Raw genomic sequence first — 16,195 nt, forward strand, 5'->3', positions numbered from 1 at the left:
TTAAAAACCGGAAAAATGATTTTCAGTCAAAACAGGTGTGAAACCAGTGTATCCGCAGATGTTTCCGGTGTTTTAACAACGGATTAACGGGACAAAACAGCATTTTATGGTATTTGTTAAATACCCGGATTTATTCACCTGATTTTTAGCAGCATAACAGGCAGTATGTGAGATAACGGAAATTAAAAATTGTCTACACTCTAAGTTAAAGACTGAAAAACAGGATAAACATGGATTCATTACTCTTCTGGGGTTTTGTGTTAGTGGCGCTCATTGTTGTGACGCCGTTTATTGCTGTTGCGGCGCTGCGGCGCACAACGCTGCTGAAGTTGCAGGTCAGTGTTCTGACTGAGGAAACGGAGTCACTGCGCCGCGAGCTGAATGCCCTGACCGGCGGTCAGCCGGTGGCGGAGATCACCGTTCAGGCCGCTGCGCTGTCTGAAACGATCCCGGTACAGCCGGCACCGGAAATGCAGTATGAACCGGAATCTGATCCTGTTTCTGAACCGGAACCTGTTATCGCGGCGGCAATACCGTTCCCGGCGGATACGGCAGCAGCGGAGCGCAAAAGCCCGGCGGCCAATATTCTCGAATGGCTGCTTAACGGCAACCTCCCGGCCAAAATCGGTATTCTGCTGCTGTTTATCGGCCTCTCCTATCTGCTGAAATTCAGTATCGAAAATAATATCCTGACACCGGAAGTCCGTCTGATCGGCGCGGCAATCCTGTCAGTGACACTTTTTGTTGTCGGCTGGTGTGTCCGCCATAAAAACCGGCTGTACAGCCTGATTGTTCAGGGCGGCAGCCTCGGTGCGTTTTATATCACGATATTTGCTGCCTATAAGCTTTATGAGTTCCTGCCGCTGGCCTTTGCACTGCCGCTGATGGTGGTTATCTGCCTGGCATCTGTTTTCTTTGCGGTGATACAGAACGCGGTCAGCCTGGCGGTCCTGGCTGTGATCGGCGGCTATGCGGCACCGGTGCTGCTCTCCACCGGCAGCGGTAACTATATCGCGCTGTTCTCCTATTATCTGATGCTTTCCGTCTCCATTCTGATCATGAACTACTGGCAGGGCTGGCGGGTGCTGAATATCGCCGGTTTCGCCTTTACCTTTGTGGTCGGTGTGATCTGGGGCGTGGATAACTATCAGCCGGAGTATTACCTGAACTGTCAGATCTTCATTATTCTGAATCTGGTGGTCTACGGGCTGCTGACGCAGCAATATGCACGGCATCATGTCCGGACAGATGACGGGCGAAAACAGCTGATGGTGGACTCGGTGCTGCTGTTTGCGCCGCCGGTGCTGGCGTTTTCCCTGCAATATGCCATTACGGAGCCGTTCTATCTCGGTACCGCAATGTCATCGCTGGCCTTCGGGCTGATTTATCTGCTGCTGACGGTGGTCAGTCTGCGTCGCTTCCGTGCTGACGGGCAGCGCCTGTCGCTCGGTTTCCTGCTGCTCAGTATCGGCTTTATCTCGCTGGCGGTACCGCTGGCACTGTCGCCGCAGTGGACATCCGTGGCCTGGACGATTGAAGGGCTGGCGATACTCTGGTTCGCCTGTCTGCAAAAACAGCGGATTGTCGGCTGGAGTGCTACCGGGCTGGTGCTGCTCGGGTTTGCATCTCTGCTCTACAGCATGGACTTTATTTACTGGTCAGAACAAAGCATCTGGATGTATATCTTCCAGTGGGGCGGATTGCTGGTTGCCGGGGCACTTCATCACCATTTCCGCCTGATGAACCGCAGCAAACTGATTTCCGGACTGCTGATTATCCCGGCCATGATCACCTGGCTTTCCTGGCTGTGGATGCTGCCGTGGTTATCACCGGCCGGTGAATTACTGTCCGGTGAGGAGTATGTGCTGACCGGGCTTGTGATCTCGGTCTGGAGCTGGTTCTTCCTGGCGCGCAAAGTGCAGTGGACTCAGCTGTATTACTGCATCAGTGCGCTGTGGATAGTGAGCCTGCTGATACTGTGTGACTATATTCTTACCGGAACACATGCGGCCGGTTCGCTGTACGGCGGCTTTATCTGGCTGCTGGTTATCGGCAGTATGATCACCTTTATCCGGCTGCTGCCGGAACAGGCACCGCGTATTGTCAGCAATCTGATGCATGGCGCGTCACTCTGGACCGTCATCGGCCTGGTCGCCGCCGAAGTGATGTGGGCAGAAATGCAGCTGCCGTGGGGTATGGAAGAGTGGGGTTACTTTATTGCCATGCTGTCGGCGTGCGGCGTGATTTTCGTGCTTTACGCCATGCAGCGCCTGCACCGGCCGCCGATGGACAATCATGCCGCGCTGTACTGGCAGAGTGCCTATCCACTGGCTGTGTTACTGGGGCTGGCGCTGTTTACCGGAAATATGCAGGATGGTCAGCTGTCGCTCTGGCAGTATGTGCCGCTGCTGAACCCGCTGGATGAAGCCGGGCTGTTCGGGCTTGCTGCACTGTGGTGTCTGCGTGATGCGCTGATACGGACCACACCGGCAGTGCATTTCCGGGCAGATGTGGTGCGCGGCCTGGGTATTGCCATCGCTGTGCTTGGTATCTGGTGGGCGAACGGTATTCTGATCCGCGCCCTGGCCTTTGTGGACGTCACCACATGGACAACCACCGGGCTGCTGCAGTCCCGTCTTATTCAGACCACGCTGGCGATTGTCTGGGCACTGACTGCCGTGATCCTGATGACCTCCGCAACCCGCCGGCATAAACGCCATCTGTGGCTGGCCGGGGCGGCCGTCTTTGCCGTGGTGATTATTAAACTCTTTGTGGTTGATATGAACCAGAGCAGCGGGCTTGCCAGAGCCGGTGCATTTATCGGGGTGGCACTGCTGATACTGGTTGTGGGATATTTCTCGCCGTTACCGCCGAAAACAGGCACTGACATACAGAATAATAAGGAAGATAACTGATGATCACAGGTAAAAAGGCGGCACTGCGCCGCAAATGGCATACCGGGGCTGTGCTCCTGGCGGCGGTGCTGACATCGGTGACGACCCTTTCGCGGGCGGATACCCCGGCGAAGACACTGAATGATTTTAATCAGGGGGCGGAATTACAGCTCCGGGCGGAGAATGCCCCATTTTACCGGCTGACAGTCCCGGATAATGTCTGGCTCAACAGTGCCTGGCCGGATCTGCGGGATATCCGTATCTTTGACAGCTCCGGTACGCCGGTGCCGATGTCACTGACGGCGGCGAAGCAGGTACAAGATGAAAGCGCGCGTGTTCGCTTCGTTATCTATCCGCTGTCACAAAGCCGGACGGAAGAGCAGGATGGCAACCGCAAAATCCGCCTGAAAGCGGATAACGGTACAGAACTGACGATTTACAATGATAGTGCGGACAGCCTGGCGCGTCCGTCCACCGCGACTTACCTGCTGGTGCCGGATAACAAACAGCAGCTCCCGCTGCCGCTGCGGGAAGTCACTCTGAACTGGCCGCAGCAGACCGGTAATATGCAGGCCAAAGCCTCACTGTTCAGCAGTGATGACAAACAGAACTGGTCGCCGGTGATCCTTGATGTGCCGCTGATGGATCTGAAATCCGGTGAGGATACGCTGCTGGCACAGCAGATAAAAATTCCGGGCTATATCAGCGGTGATGAAAGCAGGGCGAAATACTGGCTGCTTTCCGTTACCGGAGATAACAATCAGGCACCACCGCAAATCACCACCGCAGAAGGGATGAGTTCCCGGACTGTGGAGCGCCGTGAGGTGAACCGTTTTGATTTTGTGCCTGCGGAGGACACTGACGGCAGTATGATTTACAGCCTGCCGAATACCCAGAGTCTCAGCCGTCTGGATTTTCATATTGACCGGGAAAATACGGTGCTGCCGGTACGGATAGAATACCGGAGTGGTACAGAAGGGAACTGGCTGCCGCTGGATAATAAAGTGCTTTATTCACTGGTGTCGGATGATGCGGAAAACCGCAACAGTAACATCCGGCTGAATGATCTGCCGGTCCGCCAGGTCAGACTGACGGCAATTAACAGCAGCTGGCGTGAGACACCACCGAAGGTTACCGGGGTTAAATATGCACAATATCTGACCTTCAACGCCCAGGGCTCTGCGCCGTATCTGCTGGTGTGGGGAGCGCATGATGCCAGTGCGGCATTTTTACCGCTGTCCCAGCTTCTGCCGGGCAATAATCTGAATAATCAGGATGCGATTCCGCGGGCGGATGTGTCAGAAAAAGTGGTCACACTGGGCGGGGAAGCGAAGTTACTGCCTGAACCGGAAGCCCCGCCGCCGTTTGCCTGGAAAACCTGGCTGTTATGGGGTGTGCTGGTGGCTGGTGTGGTAATACTCGGATTATTTGCTGTCCGCCTGCTGAAAGAAATGAAAACGGAACAGAAATAACCGTACAGCATAAAAAAAGTCCGCACGTTGTATAACAGCGTGCGGACAGAAACGAAAATAAAAAAGAAAGGGTATTTAGTACAGGAACATCATCCTGACACAAACAGCGGCCTCTCTCTTTAGCGATTCGTTGCATTATCCCCGGACAGCATTAATTGCCAGGCCGGAAATTATTTCCGGTACTCAGTTTTAATCTGGGCAATGGTATTTTTAAAGGTACCTGACAGATGCTCATCATCAATTTCGCTGATCTGGCGTTCCATATTGACGATAATACGGCCGGCATCCGCCTGACCCACCGCCTTCAGTAAATATGTCACCAGTGCTTTTAAGCAGGTCACTTCCGCAGCCAGTGTTTCAGTATCGTTTTCAGTTTTAAATGCGTTATTCATGGTTAACCTCAACCGTTATATTTATCAGTCCCGGATATATCAGCCGCAAAGAATACCAGATCTGCCCGTCACTGCTCTACCTTCTTTTTTATTTTCCCGTTATGCTGATAAACAGGGTGCGTTCATTATCCGCTGAAAAAGGCAAAATAATCAGATGAATATTATTGATATCAATGCCATAACCCGCGATTACCCGGTATTAAAAAGGCCGGATCCGCAGGACAGCCATAAAGGTACATTCGGTACCCTCGGGATCACCGGCGGGGCTGCCGGAATGACCGGTGCGATTATTCTGGCCGGATGCGCCGCACTGAAAACCGGGTGCGGCAAAGTGATCCTGGGATTTAATCAGCCGCAGTTGCCGGTGCCGTTTGTTGAGAATGCACCGGAGCTGATGCTGCGTACTGCCCGCGCCCTTGCGGATGATCCGGCGCTGACCGCACAGGTTACCGGTCCGGGACTGGGGCAGAGTACAGAGAGCCGGGCGCTGGCGGAAGCGGCGTTTATGCAGATCGGTAAACCACAGGTGCTGGATGCGGATGCACTGAATATTCTGGCCGCCACGCCGGGCATCGCGCTGGATGATAACTGTGTGATAACCCCGCATCCGCAGGAAGCCGCCCGTCTGCTGCATACCACCGTGGCTGATATTCAGGCGGATCGCCCGGCGGCAGTGCTGGCGCTGGCAGCTCAGTATCACTGCTGGGCGGTGCTGAAAGGGCACCGCAGCCTGATTGCCTCACCGGACGGTGAGCTATGGTGTAATCACAGTGGTAACCGCGGGCTGGCGACTGCCGGCAGCGGGGATGTGCTATCCGGTATTATCGGTAGTCTGCTGGCACAACGGCTGCCGGTGCAGGAAGCGGTTTGTGGCGGGGTCTGGCTGCACGGCGCGGCGGCAGATGAATGTGTGGCCGCCGGTATCGGCCCTGCCGGATTAACTGCTCATGAAATTATTGATTATGTGCGGTTAATCCGTAACCGCCTGATAACAGAAATGCCGGGTAATAAGAGTTAACGGTATCAATCTCACAGATATTTTTCGCTCTGTTTAATATAGTGACAATATATCGCATGATTTATTCAAGGAGGCAGTATGTATAATACAATTTTGGTTCCTATCGATATTTCAGAAGAAGAACTAACCAGTAAGGCTGTCCGCCATGCACTCTATCTGGCGAAAGAAACAGGGGCTAAGCTGCATATTGTCCATGTCCTGCCGATCTCATCCGCGATTATTAATGCGTATGCGCTGGGTTATATGGAGATAAAAGATAAAGCGACCATTAAAGCGGAAGAAGATCTTCATATGCTGATGGATTCTATTGATCTGCCGCCGGAGCGTCTTGCTTACACTATTACGTTCGGTTCGCCGCGTGATGAAATTATCCAGGCAGCGGAAGAGGTAAAAGCCGATATTATTGTTATCGGCTCCCGCCGTCCGAATATCTCCACTCATCTGCTGGGCTCGACTGCCGGCGGTGTTGTCCGTTACGCACCGGTTTCAGTAATGGTTGTCCGCTGATGTAATCTGTATCCGGTGGTATCGATGATGCCACCGGTATTTTTTGTTCTTCCTGCCGTCATCCCCGCTACTCATAAAAGAATCATTCTCTTCTTGCTGGTTATCTGCCTGTCTCATACGAAAATACAGAGGAATAATACGTGGTATAGCCGGATTTTTTTCCGGATAGAAAACACAAAATCATAAAAAGGCAGTGAAATTTTATGATGCCCGGCACGGCAGTTTCCTGTTTATTGCCTATACTTAATTCAAATACACATTGAACTGACAATGAGGGATGGTATGTATAAAACGATATTAGTTCCTATTGATGTGACAGAAGATGTACTGACGAGTAATGCCCTGAAACACGCGATTTATCTGGCAAAGATGTCACAGGCGAAACTGATGTTGTTTCACTCTGTACCGGATATTTCGAAATTCTCAATAAGCTATAATTACCACTATGAATTGCTGAACTCATTTGCGGAAAAAGCCGTTGCCCGTTCAAAAGATGAGTTAAAAGCGATTGCCGAAAAAGTGGATTTACCGGCAGAGCAGGTCAGTTATTTTGTGGATTACGGCACGCCGAGAGATAAAGTGCTGGCAAAAGCAAAAGAGATCCATGCTGATTTGATTGTTGTCGGTTCGCGTCACCCGAGTATTTCAACCCATCTGCTGGGGTCAACCGCCTCCGGGATTGTGGCACATGCGCAGGTTTCCGTACTGGTTGTCCGCTGAATATTAAGTATAACGATAAAAACCAAAAGGTCCGCAAACGCGGACCTTTTTCGTGAAAACAGAATTACTGTTTTGCCATCGATGCTTTGAATTCCTTCAGTGCATCAAGGCCCTGCTGACACGCCATGTCCTGAGTCTCTTCCGGTACAGATTTAATCTGTGTTTTTGCGGTTTCCAGCTGCTGTTTCATGGCAGTGATCTGTGCAGTCGCATCAGCATCACCTTTGGCTTCCTGCTCTGCCAGTTTGACCATTTCGTCGATTTCAGTGAAATATTCATCACAGACTTTGCTGGCATTGGCAGCAAAAGCAGTAACAGAGAACAGGCATCCCAGGGTAATTAGTGTCAGCTTTTTCATTATAGACCTTATGTTGTAGGCAGGAACGGATATGAATAATTAATCAATATGCCCCGAAATATCATGGAATATATATAAGAATAAGATGAATCTCAGAATAATTACTTACTTTATGCATAAGAATAACACAGCCCGGCACCTGCGGGCAGATAATGCGCAATTTGTGCTGATGCAATTGAAACGCATTCTTATTTGTTGACAGGTTTCTGCCGGAATAATAATGTACTGATAAATACAAAAAGGATTACGGAGTTATTATGTCAGCAGTTAATTTTGTTCATATGGATACAGGCGCCTTCCCGGTGGTGATAATGCAGTCATTCCCGGAAAATATGGCACAAACAGAACAGTGGGTGAAAGAGCTGGATGCGCTGCTGGACAAGCAGACACCGTTCGCATTAATTTACCCGCCGAAAGACGGGCCGGAAAAGCCGGATACACAGGAAGATATGGATGCGCGTAAGTATGTCCGCCGCTGGCTGAAAACCGGAAAAGAGAAAATGGCGGCATATTGCAATGTGATGATCCTGACGGTCAATCAGGAAACCGGGGATAAAGCGGAGCTGGAGAAATTCGCGCCGATGGCCGGTGCAGTCTACGGTGTGCCGGTGTTTGTTGCTGATGACATGGCAGCGGCGCGGGCAAAGGCGGCAGAAGTGACCGCCTGAAGGGAGATGCTAATGATAACCGCTGCTCATTGGGGGGTTAATGTGTGGCGGAGGTAACAGGCCGTTATCTCCACAGATAACGGCAGCTGTTTTTCAATAAATTCCGCCGTTGGCTTGTTATGACGATGACTGAAAACCGGCAGATACAGGTCGGCTTTCAGCATTTCCAGAAAACGGGCGGCAACGGCCAGCAATGTTTCCTCAGTCGCGGTGATGCCGGGCAGTGCTTTCAGCCCGGCCGCCAGTTGTTGTGCGGCACGCAGCGGACCGGCGCGGTAAAATTGTTCACTGATTTGCGGGAAGCGTTGTGATTCCGCCAGAATCAGCTGATATAAGCCGAGTGACTGCGGGTGAACAATACTGTACAGGTAGCGTCTGCCGCTGGTGTATAACAGTGTCTCTGCATCGGGTGCTGTTTCCGGTTTTTCCTCTTCATTATCCTCAAAAATTCCGCTGATAAGATGGTCTATAACGGCCAGAAACAATGCTTCTTTCCCGCCAAAAGAGGTATACAGAGTGGAACGTGACCCGCCGGATTGTTCAATTATCATATCCAGAGTCGTGCCTTCGTAACCATGGAGGATAAAAACATCCGCAGCGGCGGTGAGAATGGCATGACGGCGGCGCTGCCCTTTCGGGGTTAATGGTGACGGGGTGGATGACATAACAGATACAGGCTCCTGTGACAGTGATATGTCCTGATTTAACCACGCCGCGCAGGATTGCTCAATAGCCTGTTTCCCTGCCATACTGCAATTACGGCATAGTAAGACTATTTATTATCAAACTATTGATCAAACCCAGTGAGTTGTTAATACAAAGAATTAGAATAGCGGGAAAGTCGGACCATCAACGGTTAACGGTAAAGTTATGGGACAGGGGAAAGAGATTACACAGGATATGCAGCGGACTATCACCCGCCTGTGTATCGAGTGCGGGCTGCTGCTGTTACAGCACGGTGCGGAAAGTATGCTGGTGGAGGAGCTGGCGGGACGGACAGGGAAGGCTCTGGGAGCTGACCAGGTGGATTGCGCCATCTCGGCGAATGCCATTGTGCTGACCACGATCATTGACGGGCATTGCCTGACATCCACCCGCAAGGTGGTCGATCGCGGTATTAATATGCATATCGTCACAGAAGTGCAGCATGTGGTGATCCTCGCGGAGCACGGTCATCTTGACTGCAAAGGGGTGCAGAAAAAATTCGCTCATATGAAACCACTGCGCTATCCGCGCTGGGTGATGGTGCTGATGGTGGCGCTGTCCTGTGCCTGTTTCTGTAAGCTGAATAACGGCGGCTGGGACGGGGCGGTGATTACCTTTGCCGCCAGCGGTTGTGCGATGTATGTCCGTCAGGTTTTGACCGCACGGCATATGAACCCGCTGATTAACTTCTGTTTTACGGCGTTTGTTGCCACGATGGTGGCCGGAATGATGCTGAAAATTCCGCTGTTTTCGGCAACGTCCGGCATTGCTATGGCGGCGAGTGTGCTGCTGCTGGTGCCGGGTTTTCCGCTGATCAACGCGGTTGCGGACATGTTCAAAGGGCATGTTAACACCGGCCTTGCCCGCTGGGCGATGGCAAGCCTGCTCACCCTGGCAACCTGTATCGGTATTTTTACCGCGATCACACTCGGCAGCCTGAGGGACTGGATATGATGACGGTACTCTCTTTTCTGGCTGCACTGGCGCAGGATATGCTGCTGGCAGCTATTCCGGCGGCAGGGTTTGCCATGGTATTCAACGTGCCGAAACGGGCACTGAAATACTGCGCACTGCTGGGGGCGATAGGTCACGGCAGCCGGTTTATGCTGATTGCCGCCGGTTTTGACATCGTTGCCGCCACATTCTGGGCATCGGTGCTGGTGGGGATCATCGGTATTCAGTGGTCCCGCTGGTGGCTGGCACACCCGAAAGTCTTTACCGTAGCGGCCATAATCCCGATGTTTCCGGGTATTAATGCCTATATGGCAATGCTGGCGGTGATCAAACTGTCACAGTCCGGTTTTACCCCGGAACTGCTGGAGATGCTGGTGAGCAATTTCCTGCGGGCGGGCTTTGTGGTCGGCGCGTTGTCTATCGGGCTGTCTGTTCCCGGTTTGTGGTTGTACCGCAAGCGTCCGCGCGTTTAACTGATACGGGTCAGATTCAGGATAATGTCCATAACCGGTTTATCGGTCACACTAATCTGAATCTGCACCCGGTTGCGGCTTTCCTGCACACGGACATCAACCTCATTATCATCGTAGGCACAGGCGGTGCCGACTATTTCTTCTATCATCTCATCGACCAGCGGATGCATCGTTATTCTCCGGAATTCGTATTGATGGCTGCGTAGTATAACGTTTTGAATTAAAACCATTCTGTAAAAAAACACCCTGAAATTGTCTTATCCGGCGGATTGACAGATTAATAAAAAATCTGTGGCGATAATTCCCGCACGGCGTGGCATAATTGCCACCCCTGGTATTCTGTTGGTTTATGATTTATATGCGTATTTTTCAATCATTTCGTGTTTCATTATTCTTGTTGTGTGTTATTACGTCTGCGGTATTTGCAGCTGCGCCGGAACGGTTTGACGAGGCCAAAATAGTGGCCCGTGAAAAAATTTATTACGACCAGAACCGTAACCCGCAGGGGGAAGGAACACTGTATTGCGGCTGTCAGTGGGAGTGGACCGGAAAATCCGGCGGCCGGGTGGATCTGAACAGCTGCGGTTACCGTGTACGGTCACAGCTGACCCGCGCAGAGCGGATTGAGTGGGAGCATATTGTTCCTGCCTGGGTGTTCGGGCATCAGCGTCAGTGCTGGCAGAACGGCGGGCGCAAAAACTGTGTCAGTGAGGACCCGGTCTTCCGTGCAATGGAAGCAGATCTCCACAACCTGGCGCCGTCTGTCGGCGAAGTCAACGGGGATCGCAGTAATTTTCGTTACGGGATCGCACGCGGCGCCGGTTCACAGAGCTACGGGCAGTGCACCAGCCGGGTGGATTTTAAGCAGCGGGTTTTCGAGCCGCGCGATGAAGTCAAAGGCGAGGTGGCGCGGGTCTGGTTCTATATGCATGACCGCTACGATCTGGCAATGTCAGAACAGCAGCAGAAATTACTGATGGTGTGGGACAGCGAATTTCCGCCGTCTGCCGCCGAGCGGGAACGGGATCGCCGTATCCGTGCGGTTACCGGGCAGTCAAACCCGTTTGTGACCGGCGAACGCCGCTGGGAGCCGGGGCATATCAACAGTGCTGACGGTATTTTTACCCGCCTGCCGTCCGTGCCGGTGACACCGGTAAACGTACCGCCGCAGGCAGAAAAAAAGTCTGAAAATCAGCGTATCCGCGGTAACCGTAACAGTAAGATTTACCACTTTCCGGATTGCCCGGGCTATAACCGGATCAGCAGTAAAAATGTTGAAATGTTCCCTGATGCCGCTTCTGCACAGGCCGCAGGCTATAGTATGGCGAAGAACTGCAAAGCACGCTGATGTGCGGCGGATAACAGAAATGTGGCAAAAATGTTAAATATCCGCCGATTTTAATTGCTGAAAAGAAAGTATTGTCATTATACTGTCACAAAGTCAGTTTAGTGTTCGCTTTAGTTTGTCATCTGAGGATAACGAATGCGACATACAGACGAACGACAGTACCGGCCGGTGATAAATACCCTGAACAACAGGGCGGATTTATCACCGGCTTTTTTTTATCTGAATGTTCACTCATGGCTTGAAGGGAGCCGCCGGTTGCCAACTCACTGTTTCAGTTATTCCGTCATCAGAAATCAACAGGATTAAGATTATGGGCAGACAAAAAGCGGTAGTCAGAGCACGCAAAGAGGCAAAACGAATGAGCCGGAAAGAGTCGCGCAGGGCACGTTTTAATGATGATAATGTGGCGGTTTTTATCCCGGCGGGCGGGGTGGAAGCTATCGGCATGGCGCGGGAAAAACGCGACAACAGTGCTGTTGTACCGCGAAATGATGCACAGGATAAATACATCAGAGCGATAGCGCATAAACAACTGATTATTGCCAACGGCGAGGCCGGATGCGGCAAAACCTTTATCAGTACCGCACTGGCGGCAGATGCACTGATCAATAAGGAAATCGAGCGGATTATTGTCACCCGTCCGGTGTTACAGGCGGAAGAGGATCTGGGCTTTCTGCCCGGAGATATCAGTGAAAAATTCGCGCCGTATTTCCGGCCGGTGTATGACGTTCTGGTGAAACGGATGGGGGCTTCATTTTTACAGTATTGTCTGCGTCCGGAGATAGGTAAGGTGGAAATTGCACCGTTTGCCTACATGCGCGGACGAACCTTTGAGAATGCGGTGGTGATCCTCGATGAAGCACAGAACGTAACTGTCACACAAATGAAAATGTTCCTGACCAGGATGGGGGAGAATGTGACAGTGATTGTCAACGGTGATGTCAGTCAGTGTGATTTACCGGGCAATGTCCCGTCCGGGCTGGCCGATGTGCTGCGCCGTTTCCGGGATGACGATATGGTATCAGTGGTGTCTTTCACGCAGGATGACTGTGTGCGTTCGTCACTCTGTCTGCGGGCATTGCAGGCGTATAACTGATCACAGCGGCTGCGGCGGCAGACACTGCCGCAGCCTGTTTATTCTCAGTCGTCAGCATCCATCACATCATGGCGCAGGCGGTGATAACCTTCTTCGTCATAACCGAAACGCCAGTACGGGATCGCATACATCTGACTGTGTTCCCCGTTCAGTTCACGGCGCACATAGCGGCGCAGATCCCTGACCATCGCATCTTCTCCGGCAATCCAGAACGTACACTCTGTCACATCGGCGACCGGCCAGCTTTTAAACAGTGCGGTGACTTCAGCGGTTTTCTCTGTGCCGCCGGTCACCCAGTGCAGGGTGATACCCGCCGGTTTGTTCAGCACCTGCTGGTCATCCGCGTGATCGATGCGGATCACCACATTGCCCTGAGCCTCTGCAGGCATTTTTTCCAGCAGCGCGGCAACAGCGGGAAGTGCTGTTAAATCAGCTGCCATATAGTAGTGTTTCGCCACCGGCAGCAGCGGATCCGGTCCGCCGGGATTGGTAATACCGATATAATCACCCGGTTTGGCATTTCTGGCGAAATCCACCGCCGGACCGGCATCATCATGCATAGCGAATTCAATATCGATTTCTTTCAGTTCAGGGCGGATCGCACGCACGGTATAGGTACGGGCGGTCGGCCGTGGTTTATCTTCCGGCCAGACCGGTCCTTTATCGGACAATACCGGCAGAGCAGGCGGATTCGGCGCATCTTTGGCAATAAACAGCTTCAGGTGACCACCTTCGCAATCTGCCGGATAGGTATCCAGTGACTCAGCCGTAAAGGTGATGCGGCGCAGATTGGGGGTGACGTCGGTAAAGGATTTCACCTGAATCAGACGCGGCGGTGCAGGGCGGTAGATATTTTTTTCCCGGCTCATGCGCAATTCTCCGTTCTATTGTTATTAGTTTCGTTATATCTATTTCGCGGAGTGTATCAGGAATTCAGAAGAATGGTAATCATTATCAATAAAATTATTTAAAAAAGCACACCGTATGGGGGTACGGTGTGCCGGGCAATGCAGCTGCTTACACAGTGCATGACGTACTGATGAGGTACTTACTGATGAGACATGACGACTATCTTACTTTCATTCCCGCCGCCGTCATTAATAAGCGGAAAAGCGATGAGACTGCAAACAATGCCAGAACACTGCCTGCCCAGATAGCGACCATCCAGGCGGCTTTTTTCCACCAGGGGGCCGCTGCGGCAGACTCAGTGGTAGCCCTGGTCATGGGTGATTTTTCCTCTGAAGACATAATAACTCCACCAGGTATATACCAGGATCACAGGTATGATGAATAAAGCGCCAACCAGCATAAAGCTCAGACTTTCGCCGGGGGCGGCGGCCATTTCATAATCGATCACCGGCGGAATAATCATCGGCCAGATACTGATACCGAGTCCGGTGAAACCCAGAAAAACCAGGCCGAGTGCCGCAAAAAACGGCGTATAGTGCAGATGACGGCTGACACTGCGGAACAGCGCAACGGCACAGACAAGCACCAGCAGCGGTACCGGCAGGAAGAACAGAATATTCGGGAAGCTGAACCAGCGCGCCGCAATGGTGTCATGCGCCAGCGGTGTCCACAGACTGATCACGGCCAGTACCGCCAGCATCACCAGGGTCAGAGGTTTCAGCACCTTATACATCTGCTGCTGTAAATGACCTTCCGTTTTCATCACCAGCCAGCCGCAGCCGAGCAGGGCATACGCGATCACCAGACCGAAACCGCAGAACAGCGGGAACGGCGCCAGCCAGTCAAAGGCACCGCCGGTAAAGGCGCGGTTTGCAACCGGAAAACCTTCAATCACGCTGCCGACGACTACACCCTGCACAAAAGTGGCGATAACTGAGCTGATCAGAAACGCGCGATCCCAGAAATAACGGTGATGTTCATCTGCTTTAAAGCGGAATTCAAAAGCCACACCACGGAAGATTAACGCGACCAGCATCAGTGTCAGCGGAATGGCGAGTGCATCCAGAATCACGGCATAGGCCAGCGGGAAAGCACCGAACAACGCGGCCCCGCCCAGCACCAGCCAGGTTTCGTTACCGTCCCAGACCGGGGCGACACTGTTCATCATCAGGTCGCGGTCAGCATTGCTTTTCACAAAGGGATAGAGGATGCCGATACCGAGGTCAAAGCCGTCCATTACGATATACATCAGCGTACTGAATATAATAATGACGAACCAAATCAGGGGTAAATCAATGCCCATGAGACACCTCCGGCGCGATACCTTTGCGGATCAGTTTCATCATATAGATGTAGCCGATACCAAACACAGAACCATAAACAATAAAGAAGATCAGCAGGCTGATGCTCATATGCATCTCACCGTGTGCTGAAACGGCATCCGTTGTGCGCTGTAACCCGTAAACCACCCACGGCTGACGGCCGATTTCAGTCACAAACCAGCCCGCGAGAATCGCGATAAGCCCGGACGGTGCCATCCATAACATAAAGCGCTGGAAAGGCCGGGAATCATATAAACGCCCCCGGTAACGCAGCCACAGGCTCAGGGCGGCAGCCAGCAGCATCAGCATGCCGAGGCCGGCCATCACGCGGAATGACCAGAACACGGCGAACACATTGTCCGGTCTGTCTTCCGGCGGGAACTCGGTCAGTGCGGGCACCTGTTTATCAAGGCTGTGTGTCAGAATCAGACTGGCCAGCCCGGGAATTTCCACGGCATAGCGGGTTTTTTCCTGTGCATTATCCGGAATACCAAACAGAATCAGCGGTGTGGCCTCACCGGGTTTGTTCTCCCAGTGACCTTCCATTGCCGCAACCTTAACCGGCTGATGTTTCAGTGTGTTCAGCCCGTGTGCATCACCAATCAGTGCCTGGAGCGGTGCGAGAACCACAATCAGCCACAATGACATGGAGAACATCTTTTTCATGGCACCGGATTTGTTGCCGCGCAGCAGATGCCAGGCGGCAGAAGCAGCGATAAAGAAGGCGGATGCCAGAAATGCGGCGGTTGTCATATGCAGCAGGCGGTACGGAAAGGACGGATTGAAAATCACCGCGAACCAGTCCACCGGCACCACAACACCGTTTATTACTTCATGCCCCTGCGGGGTCTGCATCCAGCTGTTGGAAGCCAGGATCCAGAAAGTGGACATCAGTGTGCCGAGCGCAACCATGCAGGTGGCGAAATAGTGCAGCTTTTCACCGACACGGTTCCAGCCGAACAGCATCACGCCGAGGAAACCGGCTTCCAGGAAGAACGCAGTCAGTACTTCATAAGTGAGCAGCGGACCGGTGATTGATCCCGCAAACTCAGAAAAGAAACTCCAGTTGGTACCGAACTGATAGGCCATCACCAGACCGGAAACCACCCCCATGCCGAAATTCACGGCAAAGATGGCTGACCAGAAATGAAAGAGCTTTTTGTAATCCTCATTGCGGGTTTTCAGCCACATCCCCTCAAGCACCGCCAGGAATGACGCCAGGCCGATGGTGATTGCAGGGAAAATGATATGAAACGACACAGTGAAGGCGAACTGAATTCGCGCAAGCTCAAGGGCACTTAACCCAAACATTGTGACCTCTCGTTGTTATAGCTATGTAAATGATAATTACGCAGATGA

18 protein-coding genes are annotated in these 16,195 nt (G+C 52.3%); 10 read left to right on the forward strand and 8 right to left on the reverse strand.

Features of this window, described 5'->3' with window-relative positions; all coding sequences use genetic code 11:
- Positions 1-230: 230 nt before the first annotated feature.
- Positions 231-2,915 carry a DUF2339 domain-containing protein gene (locus HMPREF3119_RS04350; RefSeq protein WP_070578637.1) on the forward strand — a complete coding sequence of 895 codons (2,685 nt, stop codon included), beginning with the start codon at positions 231-233 and terminating at the stop codon, positions 2,913-2,915.
- Positions 2,915-4,366 carry a DUF3999 domain-containing protein gene (locus tag HMPREF3119_RS04355; protein ID WP_070578640.1) on the forward strand — a complete coding sequence of 484 codons (1,452 nt, stop codon included), beginning with the start codon at positions 2,915-2,917 and terminating at the stop codon, positions 4,364-4,366. Before HMPREF3119_RS04350 ends, HMPREF3119_RS04355 begins: the two co-directional genes overlap by 1 nt.
- A gap of 170 nt (positions 4,367-4,536) precedes the next feature.
- On the opposite strand, the gene HMPREF3119_RS04360 is transcribed toward HMPREF3119_RS04355, so the two are convergent.
- Positions 4,537-4,758: a DUF2594 family protein gene (locus HMPREF3119_RS04360; protein ID WP_004237362.1), complete on the reverse strand. Its 222-nt coding sequence runs from the start codon at positions 4,756-4,758 to the stop codon at positions 4,537-4,539.
- A 154-nt stretch (positions 4,759-4,912) separates the two neighbouring features.
- Between HMPREF3119_RS04360 and HMPREF3119_RS04365 the strand changes: the two genes are divergently transcribed.
- From HMPREF3119_RS04365 to HMPREF3119_RS04375, 3 genes are all read left to right on the forward strand, one after another.
- Positions 4,913-5,776 carry an NAD(P)H-hydrate dehydratase gene (locus tag HMPREF3119_RS04365; RefSeq protein WP_070578643.1) on the forward strand — a complete coding sequence of 288 codons (864 nt, stop codon included), beginning with the start codon at positions 4,913-4,915 and terminating at the stop codon, positions 5,774-5,776.
- 78 nt (positions 5,777-5,854) lie between these two features.
- Entirely contained in the window at positions 5,855-6,283 is a 429-nt protein-coding gene (locus HMPREF3119_RS04370; protein ID WP_004239509.1) for a universal stress protein, read from the forward strand.
- 282 nt (positions 6,284-6,565) lie between these two features.
- Positions 6,566-7,003 (forward strand): universal stress protein, encoded by a 438-nt coding sequence (locus HMPREF3119_RS04375; protein WP_004237359.1) that lies wholly within the window; start codon positions 6,566-6,568, stop codon positions 7,001-7,003.
- Between the two features lie 64 nt (positions 7,004-7,067).
- Here the strand turns inward: HMPREF3119_RS04375 and HMPREF3119_RS04380 are convergent, their stop codons facing one another.
- Positions 7,068-7,361 carry a DUF5339 domain-containing protein gene (locus HMPREF3119_RS04380; RefSeq protein WP_004237358.1) on the reverse strand — a complete coding sequence of 98 codons (294 nt, stop codon included), beginning with the start codon at positions 7,359-7,361 and terminating at the stop codon, positions 7,068-7,070.
- A 257-nt stretch (positions 7,362-7,618) separates the two neighbouring features.
- Here HMPREF3119_RS04380 and HMPREF3119_RS04385 point away from each other — a divergent pair, with 257 nt between their 5' ends.
- A complete protein-coding gene (locus HMPREF3119_RS04385; RefSeq protein ID WP_032098235.1) occupies positions 7,619-8,029 on the forward strand; it encodes a hypothetical protein in 411 nt (136 codons plus the stop codon).
- Positions 8,030-8,055: 26 nt separating this feature from the next.
- Here the strand turns inward: HMPREF3119_RS04385 and HMPREF3119_RS04390 are convergent, their stop codons facing one another.
- Positions 8,056-8,694 (reverse strand): TetR/AcrR family transcriptional regulator, encoded by a 639-nt coding sequence (locus HMPREF3119_RS04390; RefSeq protein ID WP_032098295.1) that lies wholly within the window; start codon positions 8,692-8,694, stop codon positions 8,056-8,058.
- A 205-nt stretch (positions 8,695-8,899) separates the two neighbouring features.
- On the opposite strand from HMPREF3119_RS04390, the gene HMPREF3119_RS04395 reads away from it, so the two are divergent.
- Complete coding sequence (locus tag HMPREF3119_RS04395; protein ID WP_004239502.1) at positions 8,900-9,688, forward strand: threonine/serine exporter family protein; 789 nt, start codon at positions 8,900-8,902, stop codon at positions 9,686-9,688.
- A complete protein-coding gene (locus tag HMPREF3119_RS04400; protein ID WP_024472934.1) occupies positions 9,688-10,161 on the forward strand; it encodes a threonine/serine exporter in 474 nt (157 codons plus the stop codon). Before HMPREF3119_RS04395 ends, HMPREF3119_RS04400 begins: the two co-directional genes overlap by 1 nt.
- On the opposite strand, the gene HMPREF3119_RS19350 is transcribed toward HMPREF3119_RS04400, so the two are convergent.
- Positions 10,158-10,331: a hypothetical protein gene (locus HMPREF3119_RS19350; RefSeq protein WP_004237352.1), complete on the reverse strand. Its 174-nt coding sequence runs from the start codon at positions 10,329-10,331 to the stop codon at positions 10,158-10,160. The genes HMPREF3119_RS04400 and HMPREF3119_RS19350 overlap by 4 nt on opposite strands.
- A 179-nt stretch (positions 10,332-10,510) precedes the next feature.
- On the opposite strand from HMPREF3119_RS19350, the gene HMPREF3119_RS04405 reads away from it, so the two are divergent.
- Positions 10,511-11,509 (forward strand): endonuclease, encoded by a 999-nt coding sequence (locus HMPREF3119_RS04405; RefSeq protein ID WP_036417608.1) that lies wholly within the window; start codon positions 10,511-10,513, stop codon positions 11,507-11,509.
- Positions 11,510-11,819: 310 nt separating this feature from the next.
- Positions 11,820-12,605, forward strand: a complete 786-nt coding sequence (phoH, locus tag HMPREF3119_RS04410) for a phosphate starvation-inducible protein PhoH (protein WP_036417606.1) — start codon at positions 11,820-11,822, stop codon at positions 12,603-12,605.
- 44 nt (positions 12,606-12,649) lie between these two features.
- Here phoH and HMPREF3119_RS04415 read toward each other — a convergent pair whose 3' ends face one another.
- The 4 genes from HMPREF3119_RS04415 to HMPREF3119_RS04425 form a co-directional block, all read right to left on the reverse strand.
- Positions 12,650-13,474 (reverse strand): siderophore-interacting protein, encoded by an 825-nt coding sequence (locus HMPREF3119_RS04415; RefSeq protein ID WP_004237349.1) that lies wholly within the window; start codon positions 13,472-13,474, stop codon positions 12,650-12,652.
- A gap of 199 nt (positions 13,475-13,673) precedes the next feature.
- A complete protein-coding gene (locus HMPREF3119_RS18650) occupies positions 13,674-13,829 on the reverse strand; it encodes a DUF2474 domain-containing protein (protein WP_004239496.1) in 156 nt (51 codons plus the stop codon).
- Positions 13,810-14,817, reverse strand: coding sequence for a cytochrome d ubiquinol oxidase subunit II (gene cydB, locus HMPREF3119_RS04420; RefSeq protein ID WP_004237347.1), 1,008 nt, complete (start codon positions 14,815-14,817; stop codon positions 13,810-13,812). Before cydB ends, HMPREF3119_RS18650 begins: the two co-directional genes overlap by 20 nt.
- The gene (locus HMPREF3119_RS04425; protein ID WP_004237346.1) at positions 14,807-16,147 is read right to left on the reverse strand and encodes a cytochrome ubiquinol oxidase subunit I; all 1,341 of its coding nucleotides are present in this window, start codon (positions 16,145-16,147) and stop codon (positions 14,807-14,809) included. Before HMPREF3119_RS04425 ends, cydB begins: the two co-directional genes overlap by 11 nt.
- Positions 16,148-16,195 lie beyond the last annotated feature (48 nt).

The organism is Morganella sp. HMSC11D09, assembly GCF_001807955.1.
Classification (GTDB): Bacteria; Pseudomonadota; Gammaproteobacteria; order Enterobacterales; family Enterobacteriaceae; genus Morganella; species Morganella morganii.

Coding starts and splice junctions, on each gene's coding strand:
- HMPREF3119_RS04375 (WP_004237359.1), top strand. CDS start 6,566: ATGTATAAAACGATATTAGTTCCTATTGATGTGACAGAAGATGTACTG.
- HMPREF3119_RS04380 (WP_004237358.1), bottom strand. CDS start 7,361: ATGAAAAAGCTGACACTAATTACCCTGGGATGCCTGTTCTCTGTTACT.
- HMPREF3119_RS19350 (WP_004237352.1), bottom strand. CDS start 10,331: ATGCATCCGCTGGTCGATGAGATGATAGAAGAAATAGTCGGCACCGCC.
- HMPREF3119_RS04415 (WP_004237349.1), bottom strand. CDS start 13,474: ATGAGCCGGGAAAAAAATATCTACCGCCCTGCACCGCCGCGTCTGATT.
- cydB (WP_004237347.1), bottom strand. CDS start 14,817: ATGGGCATTGATTTACCCCTGATTTGGTTCGTCATTATTATATTCAGT.
- HMPREF3119_RS04425 (WP_004237346.1), bottom strand. CDS start 16,147: ATGTTTGGGTTAAGTGCCCTTGAGCTTGCGCGAATTCAGTTCGCCTTC.
- HMPREF3119_RS04360 (WP_004237362.1), bottom strand. CDS start 4,758: ATGAATAACGCATTTAAAACTGAAAACGATACTGAAACACTGGCTGCG.
- HMPREF3119_RS04390 (WP_032098295.1), bottom strand. CDS start 8,694: ATGTCATCCACCCCGTCACCATTAACCCCGAAAGGGCAGCGCCGCCGT.
- phoH (WP_036417606.1), top strand. CDS start 11,820: ATGGGCAGACAAAAAGCGGTAGTCAGAGCACGCAAAGAGGCAAAACGA.
- HMPREF3119_RS04395 (WP_004239502.1), top strand. CDS start 8,900: ATGGGACAGGGGAAAGAGATTACACAGGATATGCAGCGGACTATCACC.
- HMPREF3119_RS04385 (WP_032098235.1), top strand. CDS start 7,619: ATGTCAGCAGTTAATTTTGTTCATATGGATACAGGCGCCTTCCCGGTG.
- HMPREF3119_RS04355 (WP_070578640.1), top strand. CDS start 2,915: ATGATCACAGGTAAAAAGGCGGCACTGCGCCGCAAATGGCATACCGGG.
- HMPREF3119_RS04405 (WP_036417608.1), top strand. CDS start 10,511: ATGATTTATATGCGTATTTTTCAATCATTTCGTGTTTCATTATTCTTG.
- HMPREF3119_RS04370 (WP_004239509.1), top strand. CDS start 5,855: ATGTATAATACAATTTTGGTTCCTATCGATATTTCAGAAGAAGAACTA.
- HMPREF3119_RS18650 (WP_004239496.1), bottom strand. CDS start 13,829: ATGACCAGGGCTACCACTGAGTCTGCCGCAGCGGCCCCCTGGTGGAAA.
- HMPREF3119_RS04400 (WP_024472934.1), top strand. CDS start 9,688: ATGACGGTACTCTCTTTTCTGGCTGCACTGGCGCAGGATATGCTGCTG.
- HMPREF3119_RS04365 (WP_070578643.1), top strand. CDS start 4,913: ATGAATATTATTGATATCAATGCCATAACCCGCGATTACCCGGTATTA.
- HMPREF3119_RS04350 (WP_070578637.1), top strand. CDS start 231: ATGGATTCATTACTCTTCTGGGGTTTTGTGTTAGTGGCGCTCATTGTT.